General features: G+C 67.5%; 17 protein-coding genes and 1 pseudogene. 9 read left to right on the top strand and 9 right to left on the bottom strand.

What is annotated here, in order from left to right:
• Positions 1-325: 325 nt before the first annotated feature.
• The 3 genes from DD1DGNOD_RS04780 to fdxA all read right to left on the bottom strand — a co-directional run bounded on the left by DD1DGNOD_RS04780 (position 326) and on the right by fdxA (position 3,036).
• Positions 326-1,171, bottom strand: coding sequence for a 2,3,4,5-tetrahydropyridine-2,6-dicarboxylate N-succinyltransferase (locus DD1DGNOD_RS04780; protein WP_131765416.1), 846 nt, complete (start codon positions 1,169-1,171; stop codon positions 326-328).
• Between the two features lie 141 nt (positions 1,172-1,312).
• A complete protein-coding gene (gene dapC, locus DD1DGNOD_RS04775) occupies positions 1,313-2,656 on the bottom strand; it encodes a succinyldiaminopimelate transaminase (RefSeq protein WP_283234657.1) in 1,344 nt (447 codons plus the stop codon).
• A gap of 56 nt (positions 2,657-2,712) precedes the next feature.
• A complete protein-coding gene (gene fdxA, locus DD1DGNOD_RS04770; protein WP_131769543.1) occupies positions 2,713-3,036 on the bottom strand; it encodes a ferredoxin in 324 nt (107 codons plus the stop codon).
• A gap of 87 nt (positions 3,037-3,123) precedes the next feature.
• Here fdxA and DD1DGNOD_RS31050 point away from each other — a divergent pair, with 87 nt between their 5' ends.
• Both DD1DGNOD_RS31050 and DD1DGNOD_RS04760 read left to right on the top strand, forming a co-directional pair.
• Entirely contained in the window at positions 3,124-3,387 is a 264-nt protein-coding gene (locus tag DD1DGNOD_RS31050) for a hypothetical protein (RefSeq protein WP_131765415.1), read from the top strand.
• Positions 3,384-4,274: a SirB1 family protein gene (locus tag DD1DGNOD_RS04760; protein WP_131765414.1), complete on the top strand. Its 891-nt coding sequence runs from the start codon at positions 3,384-3,386 to the stop codon at positions 4,272-4,274. The genes DD1DGNOD_RS31050 and DD1DGNOD_RS04760 overlap by 4 nt, the downstream gene beginning before the upstream one ends.
• Positions 4,275-4,401: 127 nt before the next feature.
• Here the strand turns inward: DD1DGNOD_RS04760 and DD1DGNOD_RS04755 are convergent, their stop codons facing one another.
• From DD1DGNOD_RS04755 to DD1DGNOD_RS04740, 4 genes are all read right to left on the bottom strand, one after another.
• A complete protein-coding gene (locus DD1DGNOD_RS04755) occupies positions 4,402-4,803 on the bottom strand; it encodes a DUF6113 family protein (protein WP_346434264.1) in 402 nt (133 codons plus the stop codon).
• A gap of 79 nt (positions 4,804-4,882) precedes the next feature.
• Positions 4,883-5,773, bottom strand: a complete 891-nt coding sequence (gene mshB, locus DD1DGNOD_RS04750; protein WP_131765435.1) for an N-acetyl-1-D-myo-inositol-2-amino-2-deoxy-alpha-D-glucopyranoside deacetylase — start codon at positions 5,771-5,773, stop codon at positions 4,883-4,885.
• Between the two features lie 220 nt (positions 5,774-5,993).
• Positions 5,994-7,835, bottom strand: coding sequence for a translational GTPase TypA (gene typA, locus DD1DGNOD_RS04745; RefSeq protein WP_131769541.1), 1,842 nt, complete (start codon positions 7,833-7,835; stop codon positions 5,994-5,996).
• A gap of 341 nt (positions 7,836-8,176) precedes the next feature.
• Positions 8,177-8,596 (bottom strand): (deoxy)nucleoside triphosphate pyrophosphohydrolase, encoded by a 420-nt coding sequence (locus tag DD1DGNOD_RS04740; RefSeq protein ID WP_131765433.1) that lies wholly within the window; start codon positions 8,594-8,596, stop codon positions 8,177-8,179.
• 107 nt (positions 8,597-8,703) lie between these two features.
• On the opposite strand from DD1DGNOD_RS04740, the gene DD1DGNOD_RS04735 reads away from it, so the two are divergent.
• From DD1DGNOD_RS04735 to DD1DGNOD_RS04725, 3 genes and pseudogenes are all read left to right on the top strand, one after another.
• Positions 8,704-9,027, top strand: coding sequence for a 4a-hydroxytetrahydrobiopterin dehydratase (locus DD1DGNOD_RS04735; RefSeq protein ID WP_131769540.1), 324 nt, complete (start codon positions 8,704-8,706; stop codon positions 9,025-9,027).
• Positions 9,028-9,531: 504 nt separating this feature from the next.
• Positions 9,532-11,073 (top strand): right-handed parallel beta-helix repeat-containing protein, encoded by a 1,542-nt coding sequence (locus DD1DGNOD_RS04730; protein WP_165036424.1) that lies wholly within the window; start codon positions 9,532-9,534, stop codon positions 11,071-11,073.
• 103 nt (positions 11,074-11,176) lie between these two features.
• Positions 11,177-11,689 (top strand): annotated as a pseudogene (locus DD1DGNOD_RS04725) (transposase); the annotation flags it as partial.
• Positions 11,690-12,022: 333 nt separating this feature from the next.
• Here the strand turns inward: DD1DGNOD_RS04725 and DD1DGNOD_RS04720 are convergent.
• Complete coding sequence (locus DD1DGNOD_RS04720) at positions 12,023-12,343, bottom strand: hypothetical protein (protein WP_131769539.1); 321 nt, start codon at positions 12,341-12,343, stop codon at positions 12,023-12,025.
• Between DD1DGNOD_RS04720 and DD1DGNOD_RS26525 the strand changes: the two genes are divergently transcribed.
• The 4 genes from DD1DGNOD_RS26525 to DD1DGNOD_RS04705 all read left to right on the top strand — a co-directional run bounded on the left by DD1DGNOD_RS26525 (position 12,342) and on the right by DD1DGNOD_RS04705 (position 14,290).
• Positions 12,342-12,482 (top strand): hypothetical protein, encoded by a 141-nt coding sequence (locus DD1DGNOD_RS26525; RefSeq protein ID WP_165036422.1) that lies wholly within the window; start codon positions 12,342-12,344, stop codon positions 12,480-12,482. The genes DD1DGNOD_RS04720 and DD1DGNOD_RS26525 overlap by 2 nt on opposite strands.
• Before the next feature lie 65 nt (positions 12,483-12,547).
• Positions 12,548-13,237 carry a DUF433 domain-containing protein gene (locus DD1DGNOD_RS04715; RefSeq protein ID WP_241251234.1) on the top strand — a complete coding sequence of 230 codons (690 nt, stop codon included), beginning with the start codon at positions 12,548-12,550 and terminating at the stop codon, positions 13,235-13,237.
• Positions 13,234-13,647, top strand: a complete 414-nt coding sequence (locus DD1DGNOD_RS04710) for a hypothetical protein (protein ID WP_131765410.1) — start codon at positions 13,234-13,236, stop codon at positions 13,645-13,647. The genes DD1DGNOD_RS04715 and DD1DGNOD_RS04710 overlap by 4 nt, the downstream gene beginning before the upstream one ends.
• A gap of 187 nt (positions 13,648-13,834) precedes the next feature.
• Positions 13,835-14,290: a GNAT family N-acetyltransferase gene (locus DD1DGNOD_RS04705; RefSeq protein ID WP_131765409.1), complete on the top strand. Its 456-nt coding sequence runs from the start codon at positions 13,835-13,837 to the stop codon at positions 14,288-14,290.
• A 142-nt stretch (positions 14,291-14,432) separates the two neighbouring features.
• Here the strand turns inward: DD1DGNOD_RS04705 and DD1DGNOD_RS04700 are convergent, their stop codons facing one another.
• Entirely contained in the window at positions 14,433-15,011 is a 579-nt protein-coding gene (locus tag DD1DGNOD_RS04700) for a hypothetical protein (RefSeq protein ID WP_131765408.1), read from the bottom strand.
• Positions 15,012-15,065: the final 54 nt, after the last annotated feature.

The following is a 15,065-nucleotide window of genomic DNA, read 5'->3' as shown; positions in this document are numbered from 1 at the left end:
CTCCGAGGCCGACCAGGGCCTCCTCGACCGCGTCCGCGAGAACGGCCTCGGCCCCGCTTTCCGAGGGGATGTCGACAACAGCGCGGGTCAGCTCCGTCGCCGGGACGCTCAGATCAAGATGCATGCTCGGACCCTACGTAGTGATCCGGGGAGCTGAGCCTCCGGCAATGCGAAAAGAGCATGATCGCGCCGCCTCTGGCCCTCCAGAGTGACCGGCAACAGGGACGTGGCGTCGCGGGGTCTGCCGGGAGTGCCGGCCGCGCCGCAGGTAGAGCCGCACGTGGACAGGTGGAGCCGCAAATAGAGTGGCCCCTTTGGCACCCCGTCAGGGTGCGACACCGTGCTCCCGCAGGACGTCGTTGAGCGCGAGCTTGTCGTGGATCTCCCCCTCGGCGAGTATCCGCAGCACGAGGACACACGGCATCGCATAGTCCCCCCCGGGGAACGATTTCACCCGGCTGGACCCGACCGCCACCGCCCGTTCGGGGATCTCGCCCCGGGGGTACTCCTCGCCGGTGTTGGCGTCGAAGACGTGGGTGGAGGCGGTCAGGATCGCCCCCGCCCCGAGCTTTGCCCCGCGGCGCACCCGCGCACCCTCCACCACCATGCACCGGCTACCGATGAACGCGTCGTCCTCGACCACCACCGGCTTCGCGTTCGGCGGCTCCAGCACCCCACCGATACCGACACCGCCGGACAGGTGCACCCGACGACCGATCTGCGCACAGGACCCGACCGTCGCCCAGGTGTCGACCAGGGTGCCCGCGCCGACATATCCGCCGATGTTGGTGTAGCTCGGCATGAGCACCGCGCCGGGTTCGACGTACGCGCCCCAGCGGACGATCGCACCCGGCACCACCCGCACACCGTCGAAGGACGTCTTCAACGGCACGCGATCGTGGTACCGGAAGTCGCCGGCGGCGGATTCTACCATCTGCAGGACCCGGAAGGCGAGCAGAATGGCGCGTTTGGCCCGCTCGTCCACAACCACGTCACCGGTGTCGGTGACGTGGGCGACCCGCGCCTTCCCGGTGTCCAGCAGGTTGACCGCCTCGACCACGAGGTCGTACGCGCTGCGGCCGTCCGGCCCCTCGGAGACATCGGGGTTTTCCCACAGCGTGTCGATAACAGGGTCGATGACGGAGTCGAGAATCCTGGCTGAGGTGCTCACGGTCACGACCTTAACGAGGCAACCAGCGCCTGCCCAACCGGTTGACAGCCCAACCAGCCGGACAGCCCGACCGCAAGCCGGGACCACACCCACCCACGACGTAGAGATCCCCACATCGCGCCGAAAGGCGCCATGTGGGGGTTACCGGATGTCCGGCGGCTCGGCCGTGACCCGGACGCCGTGCCCGCCGTTGCCGTCGTAGCCGGTGTTGTCGTAGCCAGGCCATGCCACCGCGGGGGGCGCTCCCGTGTCAGCGGGGAAGCCCGGCTGTGGACCCCGTACCGGTTGACCCGCCGGCGGACGAGATGCGGACGGGGGTGGGGGCTGCGATGAAGGAGCCGCCGACGGGTGTGACCCGGTCGAGCGGGCGTCTGCCTGGTATCCCCCCGCTGACGGCGGCGGGCCGACCTGCTGCGGCGGCGGCAGCATCGCCATCCGTTCCGGAACGGTGGCAATCTGGGCGTCTGGCCCGGTCAGAGCGATCCGCACGTGACGGCGTCCGGCTTCGCCGTAGAACACTCCGGGAGCAACGAGCACGCCCACTGTGGCCAGCGCGTCCACGGTGGCCCACGACTCCTCACCGCGGGTCGCCCACAGGTAGAGCCCGGCCTCGCTGTGCTCGATCGTGAAGCCGGCGACCGCCAGCGCCGCCGCGAGCACGGCCCGGCGGTTGGCGTAGCGCGCCCGCTGCTCGGCGACGTGCATGTCGTCGGCCAGAGCAGCCGTCATCGCCGCCTGGACCGGCGTGGGTACCATCGCCCCCGCGTGCCGGCGGACCTCCAGCAGGCCTGCCACGAGCCGGGGGTCCCCGGTGACGAATCCGGCCCGGTAGCCGGCGAGATTCGACCGCTTGGACAGCGAGTGGACGGCGAGCAGCCCCTCGTGTGAGCCGCCGCAGACGTCCGGATGCAGCACCGAGACAGGGCGGGCCTCCCAGCCCAGCTCGATGTAGCACTCGTCGCTGGCGACGATGATGCCGCGTTCCCGCGCCCAGCCCACGACCGCACGCATCTCGTCCACGGTCAGTACCCGCCCGGACGGGTTGGCCGGGGTGTTCAACCACACCAGTGCCACACCGTCGGCCGGGCCCAGGACCGGTTCGCAGCGGGCCAGCAGAGCACCGACCTCGTAGGTCGGGTAGGCCGGGGTCGGGATCCAGATCCGGTCCCCCGGCCCGAGCCCGAGCTGGCCGGGCAGCTGCGCGACCAGCTCCTTCGTCCCGATCACCGGCAGGACGGCGGAGGAATCGACGATCACTCCCAGCCGGCGTGCCAGCCACCCGGCCGCCGCGTCCCGCAGGTCGGGGGTGCCCGCGGTCGTCGGATAGCCCGGCGCGTTGGCTGCCGCGGCCAAGGCATGCTGGATGACCAGCGGTGTCGCGTCCACGGGCGTGCCGACGGACAGGTCAACCAGCCCGTACGGATGGGCACGGGCCTTCTCCGCGAACGGGGTCAGCGCATCCCAGGGAAAGTCTGGTAGCCGCACGCGGAAGTGGCGGGCCTGCCGGAGCCCTGTGACGCCGGCAGGCCCCACGGGCCCGGTCAGGACTCGGCCTGCGGCGCCAACGCGACGACGCTGGGTGGATCGAAGTCGAGCGCGCCCACCTTCGACGCCCCTCCCGGCGAGCCGAGCTCCTCGAAGAACAGAGCGTTCGTGTCCGTGAAGCCCTTCCACTGGTCAGGAACGTCGTCCTCGTAGTAAATGGCCTCCACTGGACAGACAGGCTCGCACGCTCCGCAGTCGACGCACTCGTCAGGCTGGATGTAAAGCATCCGTCCGCCTTCGTAGATGCAGTCGACCGGGCACTCCTCGATGCAGGCCCTGTCCTTCACATCGACGCAGGGCTCCGCGATGACGTAGGTCACCGGTTGTTCCTCCTCGGCTCACGGGCGACTGATTCCCTAGTATCGACCTGGACGGTTCCGTGTCGACAACAAGGGCGTTCGCTTGTCGTGTATGTCGTCCGTATCACTCCTGCTGACACCGGCGCCAGGGTGTCCATTCGCCGGCGGGTCGCCGGCCTCCTGCCACTGACCGACGTCGTGGGGCAGCTGCTGTCCTGGACCGATCGCTGTCTGACGATACGCACCAGGGACGGTTCTATCGTGAAGGTCGCCGAAACGGATCTGGTCGCCGGGCGGCGGGTTCCGCCACAGCCGGTACGCCGGTCCGCTGCAGGGCAGGCCGTGGGGCAGACGGAGGCGAACCCACAATGAACGTGCAGACACGACGCCAGTTTGCCGAAGTCGTCCGGCAGGAGCCTGTCGATCTCGGCCTGGCCTGCCTGCTGATCGCGGCCGAGGCCGAACCCGATCTCGACCCGGCGCGGGAGCTCGCCCGGCTGGATGCGCTGGCCGCGGAGACCTGCCACCTCGCCGATGTCACGGTAGGCGACGCCAGCACCGCAGGCAGCACAGGTGACACGGCCGAAGGGTCTGCCACAGGGCGGACACTCGCCGGCCTGGACGTGCGCACCGCCGCCGAGATCCTGCGGGAGGCGCTCGGGGTACGGGGCAGCTTCCACGGTGATCCCGCAGACTACAACAGTCTGAACGCCTCCCTGCTCACCTCGGTGCTCCGCCGCCGGCACGGCCTGCCGATCCTGCTGTCCGTGGTCTGGGTGGAGGTCGCTCGCCGCCTCGGTATACCCGCCTACCCCATCGGGCTGCCCGGACACGTCATCGTCGGCGTCGGCTCGCCCGGCCGCTACGTCCTGGTCGACCCGTTCTCCGGCGGCAGGCTGATCACGGTGCACGAGGCCGCGGAACGGGTCCGCTCCGCCGGGGTGCCGTTCACCCGCACATACCTCGAACCGATGAGCCCGGCCGACCTGCTGATGCGGGTGCTGGGCAACATCCGGGTCTGGGCGGCCCGCACGGACACCATCGCGACGCGGCTGTGGGCCGTCGAACTGTCCCTGCTCCTGCCCCATCACCCGGTGCACCTGCGTCGGGAACGCGGTGAGCTGCGCACCCGTCTGGGTGACTTCCTGGGTGGCGCCGAGGATCTCACCACCTTCGCCGACGCGGTGGGGCTCTTGGAGCCGGCCGCCGCGGCGGCTGCCCGCGAGGCGGCACACGCCGCCCGCGCCCGCCTCAACTAGCCGTCAATCTCAACTGGCCGTCAGTCGCATCTAGCCGTCACCAAAAATTACTAAACGTTACTCAACATGGCCAAACGTCCGGGTCGACAGCCACACTGGCTGGCCCAGCGGTCACACGGGCCGGCGGTCACCGGTCGCGCGGACCGGCCAGCGGCAGGGCGGACAGGCCGCGCGGTGGCAGCCCGATCATCGCCACGATCACCGGCGCGAGCGCTCCGAAGACCATGAACAGGTATCCGGCGGTCTTGGCCTGCAAAAGCAGGTCTCCCTCCGGACGCGCGGCGGCCAACCACAGCACGATCGGAACCCATCCGACCAACAGGATCACGGCGCCGAGCCGGGTACCGGTGAGCCAGCGCACCAGCGCCGCCAGGCCCACGTTTCCGAGCACGGCGACGGCGACGCCGACGGACAGCAGCACCCCACCGAGACGCGGGCCCGCGGGGACGAGGAACACTCCGTAGAGGCCAAGCGCAAGGCCCCCGAAGGCACCGAAGGTGTAGGCCGATCCCAGGAAGGACCGGGACATTTCAAGATCTTCGCTGACCATGCCCACCCCATCCGGCTGACCATGCCCAGCCCCCCCACCCACCTGACCGGATCGACGATCAACCACGGACATTGAGATCCAAACCTGCGAAGAGGTCGGTCTCACGCCCGTACGGTCCAGCACCCGGCCCTCGCTCGCCTCGGGTGAGGACGTAGTACTCGGTACCCCATGCGTGATGGCCGATGCCGTCCGCCAGCGCGAAGAAGAAGCCGTCCGTCGTCATCTGGGTGGCGTGCGCCCGCATCGCCGCAATCTTCGCCTCGTAGTAAGGATGCGCCTGGATCTCCGTGGTGACGGCCTCGTCCGGCACCGCCATCGGCACGTCCTCCGCCGACTCCACTCCTGCGAACAGCTCCTGACCGGCACCCGACGACCGGAAGTAGTCGATCCCGGCCTGAATCGCCGACCGTGGCATGGCCGTCTCGTAAAGCTTCAGCGGTTGCCATGGCGGGCCGGCGTCGGGCGCGAAGGCCGCATCCGCGGCCACGTCGAACGCACGCGCAGTCAGCTCATGGGCACGAATATGGTCGGGATGCCCATAACCGCCGTTCTCGTCGTAGGTGACGAGGACCTGCGGACGGACCTCCCGGACGATCCTGACGAGCGCGGCGGTCGCGGTGTCGATGTCAGCCCGCCACAGACAGCGTGGGTCGTTGTTGCCCGGGGTTCCCATCATGCCGCTGTCACGCCACCGACCGGCCCCACCAAGAAAGCGGTGATCGGTGACGCCGAGCGCCACGCAGGCGGCCGTCAACTCACCCATGCGATACCCGCCGAGCTGGTCGCCGAGATCCGACCGCAGATTGATCAGCTCGGGGACGAGTACCTCGCCCATCTCCCCCAGCGTGCAGGTGACAAGGGTGACTCCGGTGTCCGGCGCCGCCGCGTAGGACGCGATGCTCACCCCCGTCCCGATCACCTCGTCGTCGGGATGGGCGTGCACGAACATGACCCGTCGCGCCGGCAGCGCGGTGAAGTCGGTTCCAGACCCTGTCCGGGCAGCAAGAGCGGTCACGCACGCAACCTTATGAGCCACCACGCACAACCGGCACTGCGGTGGAGGTCCACGTGAACTGCCAGGAAAGCAGCCCGTCGATCAGCGACAGGGCGGAAGGACGGCCCGAAGCGCGCTTGAAGGACACCCGGAGGACGCCCAAAAGGGCCGGGGCTCAGCCGGTGCGGCGGCGGGAGCGGATCTTCTCCCGTTCCGCCGCGGTCAGCGCGACCTTGCGCAGCCGGACCGGCCCGGGCGTGACCTCGACGCACTCGTCCTCACGGCAGAACTCCAGCGCCTGCTCGAGTGACAGCTGCCGGTGCGGAGTCAGACGCACCAGTTCGTCCCCGGTGGACGAACGCATGTTGGTGAGCTTCTTCTCCTTGGTGGGGTTGACGTCCATGTCGTCCGCACGGGAGTTCTCCCCGACGATCATTCCCTCGTAGACGTCGGTGGTCGGCCCCACGAACAGGGTTCCGCGTTCCCCCAGGTTGTACAGGGCGTAGGCGGTCGCCACGCCGGCGCGGTCGGCCACCATCGAACCCGTCGCCCGGGTGCGCAGCTCGCCGAACCACGGCTCGTAGGAGTCGAAGACGTGGTGCGTGAGCCCGGTGCCGCGGGTCTCGGTCAGGAACTCGGTGCGGAAGCCGATCAGTCCACGGGCGGGCACCTGGTACTCCATCCGGATCCAGCCGGTGCCGTGGTTGATCATCTGTTCGAGGCGTCCCTTGCGGACCGCCAGCAGCTGGGTGAGCGTCCCGAGGTACTCCTCGGGAGCGTCGATGGTGAGCCGCTCGACCGGTTCGTGCCGCTTGCCGTCGATCTCCCTGGTGACGACCTGCGGCTTGCCGACGGTCAGCTCGAAGCCCTCCCGGCGCATCAGCTCCACCAGGATCGCCAACGCCAGCTCCCCGCGGCCCTGGACCTCCCAGGTGTCCGGCCGCTCGGTCGGCAGCACCCGGATGGAGACGTTGCCGACCAGCTCGGCGTCCAGCCGGTTGCGCAGCAGCCGTGCGGTCAGCTTCGTCCCGGACTTGCCGGCGAGCGGGGAGGTGTTGATACCGATCGTCATGCTGATCGACGGTTCGTCCACGGTGATGACGGGTAGCGGCCGGGGGTCCTCCGGGTCGGCCAGCGTCTCACCGATCATGATATCGGGGATGCCGGCGATGGCGATGATGTCGCCGGGCCCCGCCTGCTCGCCCGGGACCCGTTCCAGCGCCTTCGTGACCAGCAGTTCGCTGATCTTCACCCGGTCGGTGCGACCGTCGGCGCGGCACAGCACGGCGGTCTGCCCGCGCCGCAGCGTCCCGTTGTGGACGCGGCACAGCGCGAGACGCCCGAGGTACGGGGAGGCGTCGAGGTTGGTGACCAACGCCTGCAGGGGCGCCTCGGGGTCGTAGACCGGCATCGGGATCGACTCGAGCAACACGTCGAACAGCGGCTTGAGGTCGGGCGAGTCGGGGTTGCCGCCGTCCTCGGGCCTGTTCAGCGACGCCCGTCCGGCCTTGGCGTTGCAGAAGACGATCGGGAAGTCGATCTGGGTCTCGTCCGCGTCCAGGTCGAGGAAGAGCTCGTAGGTCGCGTCGACGACCTCCGCGATCCGGGCGTCGGAACGGTCCACCTTGTTGATGACCAGGATGACCGGCTGCCGGGCCTCCAACGCCTTGCGCAGGACGAACCGGGTCTGCGGCAGCGGCCCTTCGCTCGCGTCGACGAGCAGCACGACCCCGTCCACCATCGACAGGCCGCGTTCGACCTCGCCACCGAAGTCCGCGTGGCCCGGCGTGTCCACGATGTTGATCGTGACGTCGCCGTACTGGACGGCGGTGTTCTTGGCGAGAATCGTGATGCCCTTCTCGCGTTCGAGGTCCATCGAGTCCATCACGCGGTCGGTGGCCTCGGAGTGCTCGCCGAAAGCACCGGACTGCCGCAGCATCGCGTCGACGAGTGTCGTCTTGCCGTGGTCGACATGGGCGATGATCGCAACGTTACGCAGATCGGCACGGACAGACACAGTAACGGGCTCCGGTGGGGACGTGGGGCAACCGCCCCTGGACAGTGATGCCGGACAGATCGTGGTGACTCGGACAGGTCGTGCTGATGTCGCGCTGGCAGGATGATCCGGACTGGCGCGGCGATGGACACGGTGGTCGACGTGGCGACCGTCGTGGTGATCCTGGACGCGCCGTCCGGCCCGACAGGACACCCTGCGCGCCGAGCAGGAGCATCAGAAGATGGTCGTATCCGAACCCGGTCCGCGAGTGTCCACCCTCATGTTACGGATGCCAGCGACTCGAGGCCGAAGATAGCGGAAGGTTTACCTGCCAGGACCATCCGTTAACGTCACGTATCCGATCATGTGTCCAGCGCCCCCACGCCCAGACATCGGCGAAGATCTTCGATGAGCGGCGCGTCAGGGGCCAGCCAGGGGACGTCGTCCAGCTCATGGCGTGCCAGCCAGCGATGCGCCGAATGCGTGATCAGGCGGGGCTCGCCCTCGACGATCCGCCCGAAACGCACCCGAAGCACCCAGCCGTCCGCGGGCAGGGGAACCTCGCCGAGGATCGCGCCGACCTCGATGCCGACCCCGAGTTCCTCACGGCACTCACGAACCAGGGCGGTCACCTCGTCCTCGCCGGGTTCGACCTTTCCGCCGGGAAACTCCCAGCCGCCGGCGAGCGCGGACGGACCTCGTCTACAGCATGCCAGTACCCGACCCCGGAGATCAACAAGTGCCGCTGCCACCACCACGCGCAGGATGCCCGACGACTCCATAACGAACGACACTGTAACGAGCGGGGTTTCCCCGCCGTGAAGAGGATGCACACCATGAGGCGGCCGCTACCCGGGGTCGCCCGGGCAGACCGGACGGAGGCTGTTCCATGCCCACCAAGCTGGACGCACACCGCGTGGCCGACGCGCTCGACGCACTGCCGGGGTGGAGCGGCGACACATCGACGATCGTCCGCAAGGTCGCCATCGACGAGGAGACCTCGAACGAGGCGGTCGAAAAGATCTCGATTGTCGCGAACGAGATGAATCATCACCCCGTCGTCGACCGGGCACCCGGTGTGACGATCTTCACAGTCTGGACGCACTCGCAGGGCGGTGTCACCGACCTCGACATCACCCTGGCATCCCGGATCTCCGACATCCTGCGCCAGCACGGCATCGCGGACCCAACCGACGCCGACGCCGACGCATAGAGCGTCGGTCAAGCACCGCAGATCCATTCCGAAGTCGACCAGGAACCCGTGATCAAACATCGTCAGATCATGAAAGTGAGGGAATAGACGGTCGTGATAGCAGCCGTTTACGTACTCAATTTCTTGATCGGAACAGGACGTGTGACTACCTGACCGGTGCTACAGGGGTAGGCAGGTCCAGAACAAGAGCAACACCAGCCACACAGAACCGCCGGGGGGCGGGCAACCGGGGGCGGGACACCATGGTGTCCCGCCCCCGGTTCCTCCGGGGTGGAGCAGGGGATGCCGGCGTCACCCTCCCCTGATCATCGCCATGCGGCCTTCGACCGCCGGGGAGGTTTCGAGGCTGCCCTTCCGGATGCCCGTCCAGCAGAGGCGATCAACGGGCTCGCGCACCCCCTCACCTCCAGACGCAGGGCCGGGGTCCGAAGCAACGTTCCGTCCCGTATCGGGCACATGGAGTGCACAATGGGTTGTCGGGTGGAGGGCTGTCGGGGGGCGCGGGTGGCAGGTCGGTCGGATGGCGAGCCAGCGGCTTTCCTGAGTTACGCGCACGGGGACGACGAGAATGACGGCGGTCTGATTACCGCCTTCCGCCGGCGGCTGGAGGGTGAGCTGCGTGCGCAGACCGGGCGCCGCGAGCTGCAGATCTTCCAGGACCGGGATGACATTGCCTGGGGACAGGCCTGGGAGGACCGGATCAACGGATCCCTGGACGCGGTCACGTTTTTCGTGCCGATCGTGACCCCGGCGTTTGTGGCCAGCAAGCAGTGCCGACGGGAGTTGACCCGGTTCGTGGACCGGGAACGACGGCTCGGCCGTAACAATCTGATCTTACCGGTGTATTGGATCAGTGTGCCGGTGTTGGAGGTGCCGGGCCGAGCTGTGGGCGACAAGCTGGTTGCGGAACTGGCTGCCCGGCAGTATGCCGACTGGCGGGAGCTGCGATTCAGGGAACTGTCGGATCCAGTGAGCCGGCGGGCGATAGCGGCGTTGGCGAGCAGGGTGCGGGATGCCCTCAACCCGGATTCGCAAACGACCGGCACGAGGTTTTCCGGTATGTCTGGTGACGGCGCTTCGACGGGCAGGGCTTCCGGTCGTCCGGTACCGGTTCATGTGGTCGACGCGCTGGGCCGTGGGGATTTCACCACGGTGGACGCGGCGGTCCGTGCCGCGCTACCGGGTGATCGAATTGTTGTGCGCCCCGGACTGTACAAGGGGCCGATCGTGCTCGACAAGCCGTTGGAAGTTGTAGGCGACGGGCCGGTCGAGGAAATCACCATTGTGGCCGGTGAGGGCAGCGTGGTGGTGTTCACCGCGTCGAACGGTTCGGTGCGGGGGCTGACACTGCGGGCAACCGGGCAACCACAGGAGGGTCCGGTGGTCGATATCCGTGCGGGTCGGCTCGTCCTGGACGGATGCGATGTCAGCGGGAGCGCATCCGCGGGTGTGGCCGTCCACAACGATGCCGACCCTCGTGTCCGCCACTGCCGCATCCACTATGTGTCCGGCCGCGGCGTGCACGTTTACGACAAGGGCGCGGGGCTGTTCGAGGACAACGACATCACCGACAACATCCGATCCAACATCACCGTGGCGTCGGGCGGAAACCCAAGGGTCTGCCGCAACCATATCGCCAACTCCCAGAGAAGCGGCGTATTCGTCTACGACAACGGCGCGGGACTCTTCGAGGACAACGAAATCACCGGCAACGTCTGGCCCAACGTCACCGTGGAGTCGGGCGGAAACCCGACGGTCCGCCGCAACCGCATCACCGACTCCCAGGACGCCGGCGTGCACGTTTACGACAACGGTGTGGGGCTCTTCGAGGACAACGAAATCACCGGCAACACCCGGTCCAACGTCGCCGTGGAGTCGGGCGGAAACCCGACGGTCCGCCGCAACCGCATCACCGACTCCCAGGAGCACGGTGTGTTCGTCTACGACAACGGCGCAGGACTCTTCGAGGACAACGAAATCACCGGCAACCGGAAATCCGCCTGGGACGTGTGGGGCGCCGACAGGAAGAGGCTCGTCCGCCGATAACCGCCTCGACGCGCCGAGCCCTCAGGATCTGCCCAAGAAACGGCTCTGTCGCAGATTCGGTGGTGACGAAGAGAGCCTGGTCGCCTCACGATGAGTCATGTGCGATGGCAGCAGGCTTGTGACCATGGTGTTCTCGGGGCTGTCGCCGCTGGTCTGCCCGACACACGGCTGCCGCCAGACCTTCCGCGAGCAGATCCCCGGTGTGCTGGAACGCTACCAGCGCCGCACCCCTCGCCTGGCCGGCCAGATCGGCGCGGTGGTCCGCGCACTGGCCGGCCGTGCCGGCGCGCGAGTCTTATCCGCCCTGGCCGTGCCCTTATCCCGGCACACCGCGCTGCGTGTCCTGCTGCGTCTGGCCCTGCCACCACCACGGGTGCCCCGGGTGCTCGGTGTGGACGACTTCGCCCTGCGCCGCCGCCACCGCTACGCCACCGTGCTCATCGACGCCGACACCCATGAGCGGATCGATGTGCTGCCCGGCCGCACCGCTGACACCCTGGAAGCCTGGCTGCGTGCCCACCCCGGCGTGCAGGTCGTGTGCCGCGACGGCTCCGGCACCTACGCCGAAGCGGTCCGCCGCGCCCTCCCGCACGCCGTTCAGGTCGCCGACCGCTGGCTGGCCGGGTGTGGATCAACCAGCCCCCGTCGAAGATCGAAAGCAAGGGGGATCAACCCACAATTTCAACATCATAGTGTCTCAAAAAGCTTGACAGGTTCCGCAGCCATGGTCAACGTCACAAGATCCTGATCCGCAACTCGCCCTACTCGCACACTCGATGGATCAAGGTTTCTGTCTCAACTCAGCTTGGCAGAGAGGGCGCCGACGGTGCCTGCCTCACGCTGACCGTCGCCCCGGAACTGGACGAGCGAGGGGGTAGCAGTGGATGACCAGGCCGAACCGGCAGAGCCCACAGGACTCCGAAGCCCTGCCCCGGCTCCGTCGACACCTTCAGAAACGCGCAACAGCCTGCCTCCGTATGCCGCCGCCTTCAGCGCCTTCTACCGCGAGTGCGTCCCAACCCTCGTTGCCTTCCTCGTGTGGCAAGGCGCCCATCTCCCCGACGCCACCGACATCGCCTAGGAGGCCATGATCAAGGCGTACCAACGATGGGAACACATCAGGCAGCCCAAGGCGTGGACGCGCACAGTCGCCTCCCGCGAGTACGCCCGACGCATCGCCCGCATCGAAGAAGATCCTGTCGGCGAGGTACCCGACATCAACCCGCTGCTGGGAGCGAACGTCGACGTGAACGCGTTCGAGCAGCGCCATGAAGTCCTGCGGCTACTGGCGCTGCTTCCTCTACCTGCTCGATCAGATGCCGACCGTGATGGCGTCCGATCTTGTGGTCAGGGAGTTGGGCGAGCTCGTCGACACGAACGGGAAGGCACTTCCTCCAGCGTCGGTGTGAGCTGTTCCAACCCAAAGCTGTGCGACGTGCGTCATGCCACAGCACTGATGCTGCATGATGCAGGCATGGGGATCACCGTCTTGGACCGCGAGGTCTACTCGACGAGCGAGGCGGCTCGTGTCCTCGGCGTGCGACCGGCGCGGCTGCGTGGATGGATCGACGGCTACTCCCGTGGCGGTTCGGACTATGAGCCGGTCATCCGGCCCGAGCGGACCGGCGAAGACGCCGTCACCTGGGGGGAGTTCGTCGAAGCCGGCTATCTCCGCGAGTACCGGATACGCCACAAGGTCTCCCTACAGCGCCTCCGCCCCGTCGTGCAGCGTCTACGGGAGCGTCTCGGCGTCCCTTATCCACTCGCTCACGCCAAACCTTACGTCGCGAACCGCGAGCTCGTCCTCGAGGTCCAGGACGAGACCGGTATCGATCGGGAACTCGCGATGGTCGTCATCCGAAACGGCCAGCTCATCCTCGCCCCCGGCGCAGCCGCATTCGTGGAAAAGGTCGAGTTCGCCCCTGGTGACGGGGAAGTCCTTCGCATCCACCCGGATGACAAGTACAGCCCGGTCGTCATCGACCCCCTGCGTAACTTCGGCGCACCCGTCGTCCATGGCATACGCACCGAGAACCTCTACGACCTGTTCGCGGCGGGGGACTCGGTTGCTGAGATCGCCAACGGCTACGACATCGCAGTCGCTGACGTCGAGGCGGCGATCCGCTACGAAAGTCGAATCAAAAGGCAGGAGACGGCAGCCTGAGCGGCAGAAACACCCCGGTTACGCCGCGGTTCTTCGTCGACGAGAACACCTTACCCCTCGGGAAAGCTCTCGCTGCCGTCCGCGGCGACGTCGTGTTCCCGGGTCATCGTCATACCTGCATCCGACGGGGTGATCTCGATGACGCGTGGCTTCCGATCGTCGGGGAGGCCGCTCTTCTTCTGATCACCCGAGACAGGCGCATCCGCTATCGGTTGATCGAGAAGCGCCTTCTGCGCGACTACTCGGTCAAGGGCTTGTTTCTTACCCAGGCGGGGCACATGAACATGTGGGAGATCTTGAAGATGGTCATGCGGAACTGGGAGCAGATCGACGCGTTGGCCGGGGTCCCGGGCCCATGGGCGAAGTCCCTCACCCGTGTCGGCATAAACGATCTCAAGTTGCCTGACTGATGTGACGACGCCGGGAAACTCTCACCAGAAACGCGTTCCTTCGGTCCTTCTGCTGGTAGCGGGAGAGCACCTCTTCATCCGGATTTACCGGCGGGTCGACGCTTCCCACGGATCTCCGATCAGCTTGTTCGCTTGGGCGCGCAGAGGCCACAGCTCCCCATGCTCATGGACCAGGTCATCCGCGGCGATGAACGCCGACGACGAGACCATGCGCTACCTCAACGGCACGTTCGACCGGGACGGCACAGAGCGGCTGATCACCCATCTGATCGGCATGTGGGCGCTGCTCGGGCACGGCATGTGGGCGGTTGAGGACAAGGCCACCGGCGAGTTCCTCGGCCGGGCCGGGTTGTACTACGGCACGGGATGGCCCGGGGTGGAAGTCGCCGTGTCCATCCGCCGGGACCGCTGGCGGGAAGGACTCGGCACCGAAGCGTGCCGTGCCGCGATCATCTGGGGATTCGCCACCCTCACCCTGAACAAGATCGTCACATTCACCAATCGGGGCAACGTCGGGATGAACGGGGTCGCCCGCAAGCTCGGGATGACCTTCCAGGGTGAGGCATCCGCCATCGGCCCGTGGCGGGACAACAACATCTACGCCATCACCCGCGCCGAATGGGAGGCACGCACCGGCGGATGATGCGTCAGGAAGATCCGCTCGGCGCCGAAGACTCCGCGCTCCCGGCGGACCGTTCTTTTCGACGGGTGGTATTGGCGCACGCGGGCCGGCGCGCGTCGGGCAGACCCCCTGCTCACCAGACGCGGACGGCGGGGCCTGGTCTTCAGACCCGGATGTGTCGCGGCGCGGCGTCAGCCTGCATGACCTCGCCGAAGGTCGCAGTTGCGGGGAACACGATGCCGCCGTATTCGATACCACCATAGGTGTTGCCGTCTGCCGCGCTGGCAAGGGTGGTTGTCCAGATCAGCTCGTCGGCAACGGGGAGGGCAACGGTGATGGCGTCGCCATCGACGTCCATCTGATGTGTCAGCCAGCCGATGGTGTCCGCTGGAAGCACCGTGGCGTAGACAATGTCACCGAGAGAGCTGGCTGGAGCGGACCGCATCGCCTGGGCCTGCTCCTCAACACCGAGCGCGGCCGCGATGCGCTCGGCGAGCAGGTGCCGTTCCCAGCGAAGCTGGTCCTGCGCGACACGCACCGCGACGCCACGCAGCTCGTTCTCGAGATGGACTTCGGTCTCGAAGGCCTCATGACCGTCGAAGTAGCCTGCAAGCGCACCCGGGAGGGCATTCCGCAGCTCCGCCGCTGTCGGCTGAATCACGGCGAGCCCTGGGCACTGCGGCGACCAGGCCGCCCACGAGTCACCATCACACCGGACGATCACTGCGATGGTTCTAGCCATGGCGGATCACCTCTAGGGCGTGTTTGAAAAGTGGGGGGCGTGTGATCCCACCTT

It is taken from the genome of Candidatus Protofrankia californiensis, from assembly GCF_900634765.1.
Taxonomy (GTDB): domain Bacteria; phylum Actinomycetota; class Actinomycetes; order Frankiales; family Frankiaceae; genus Protofrankia; species Protofrankia californiensis.
Note: the sequence above shows the minus strand (reverse complement) of the source record. Positions and strands in the feature narration are given on the sequence as shown.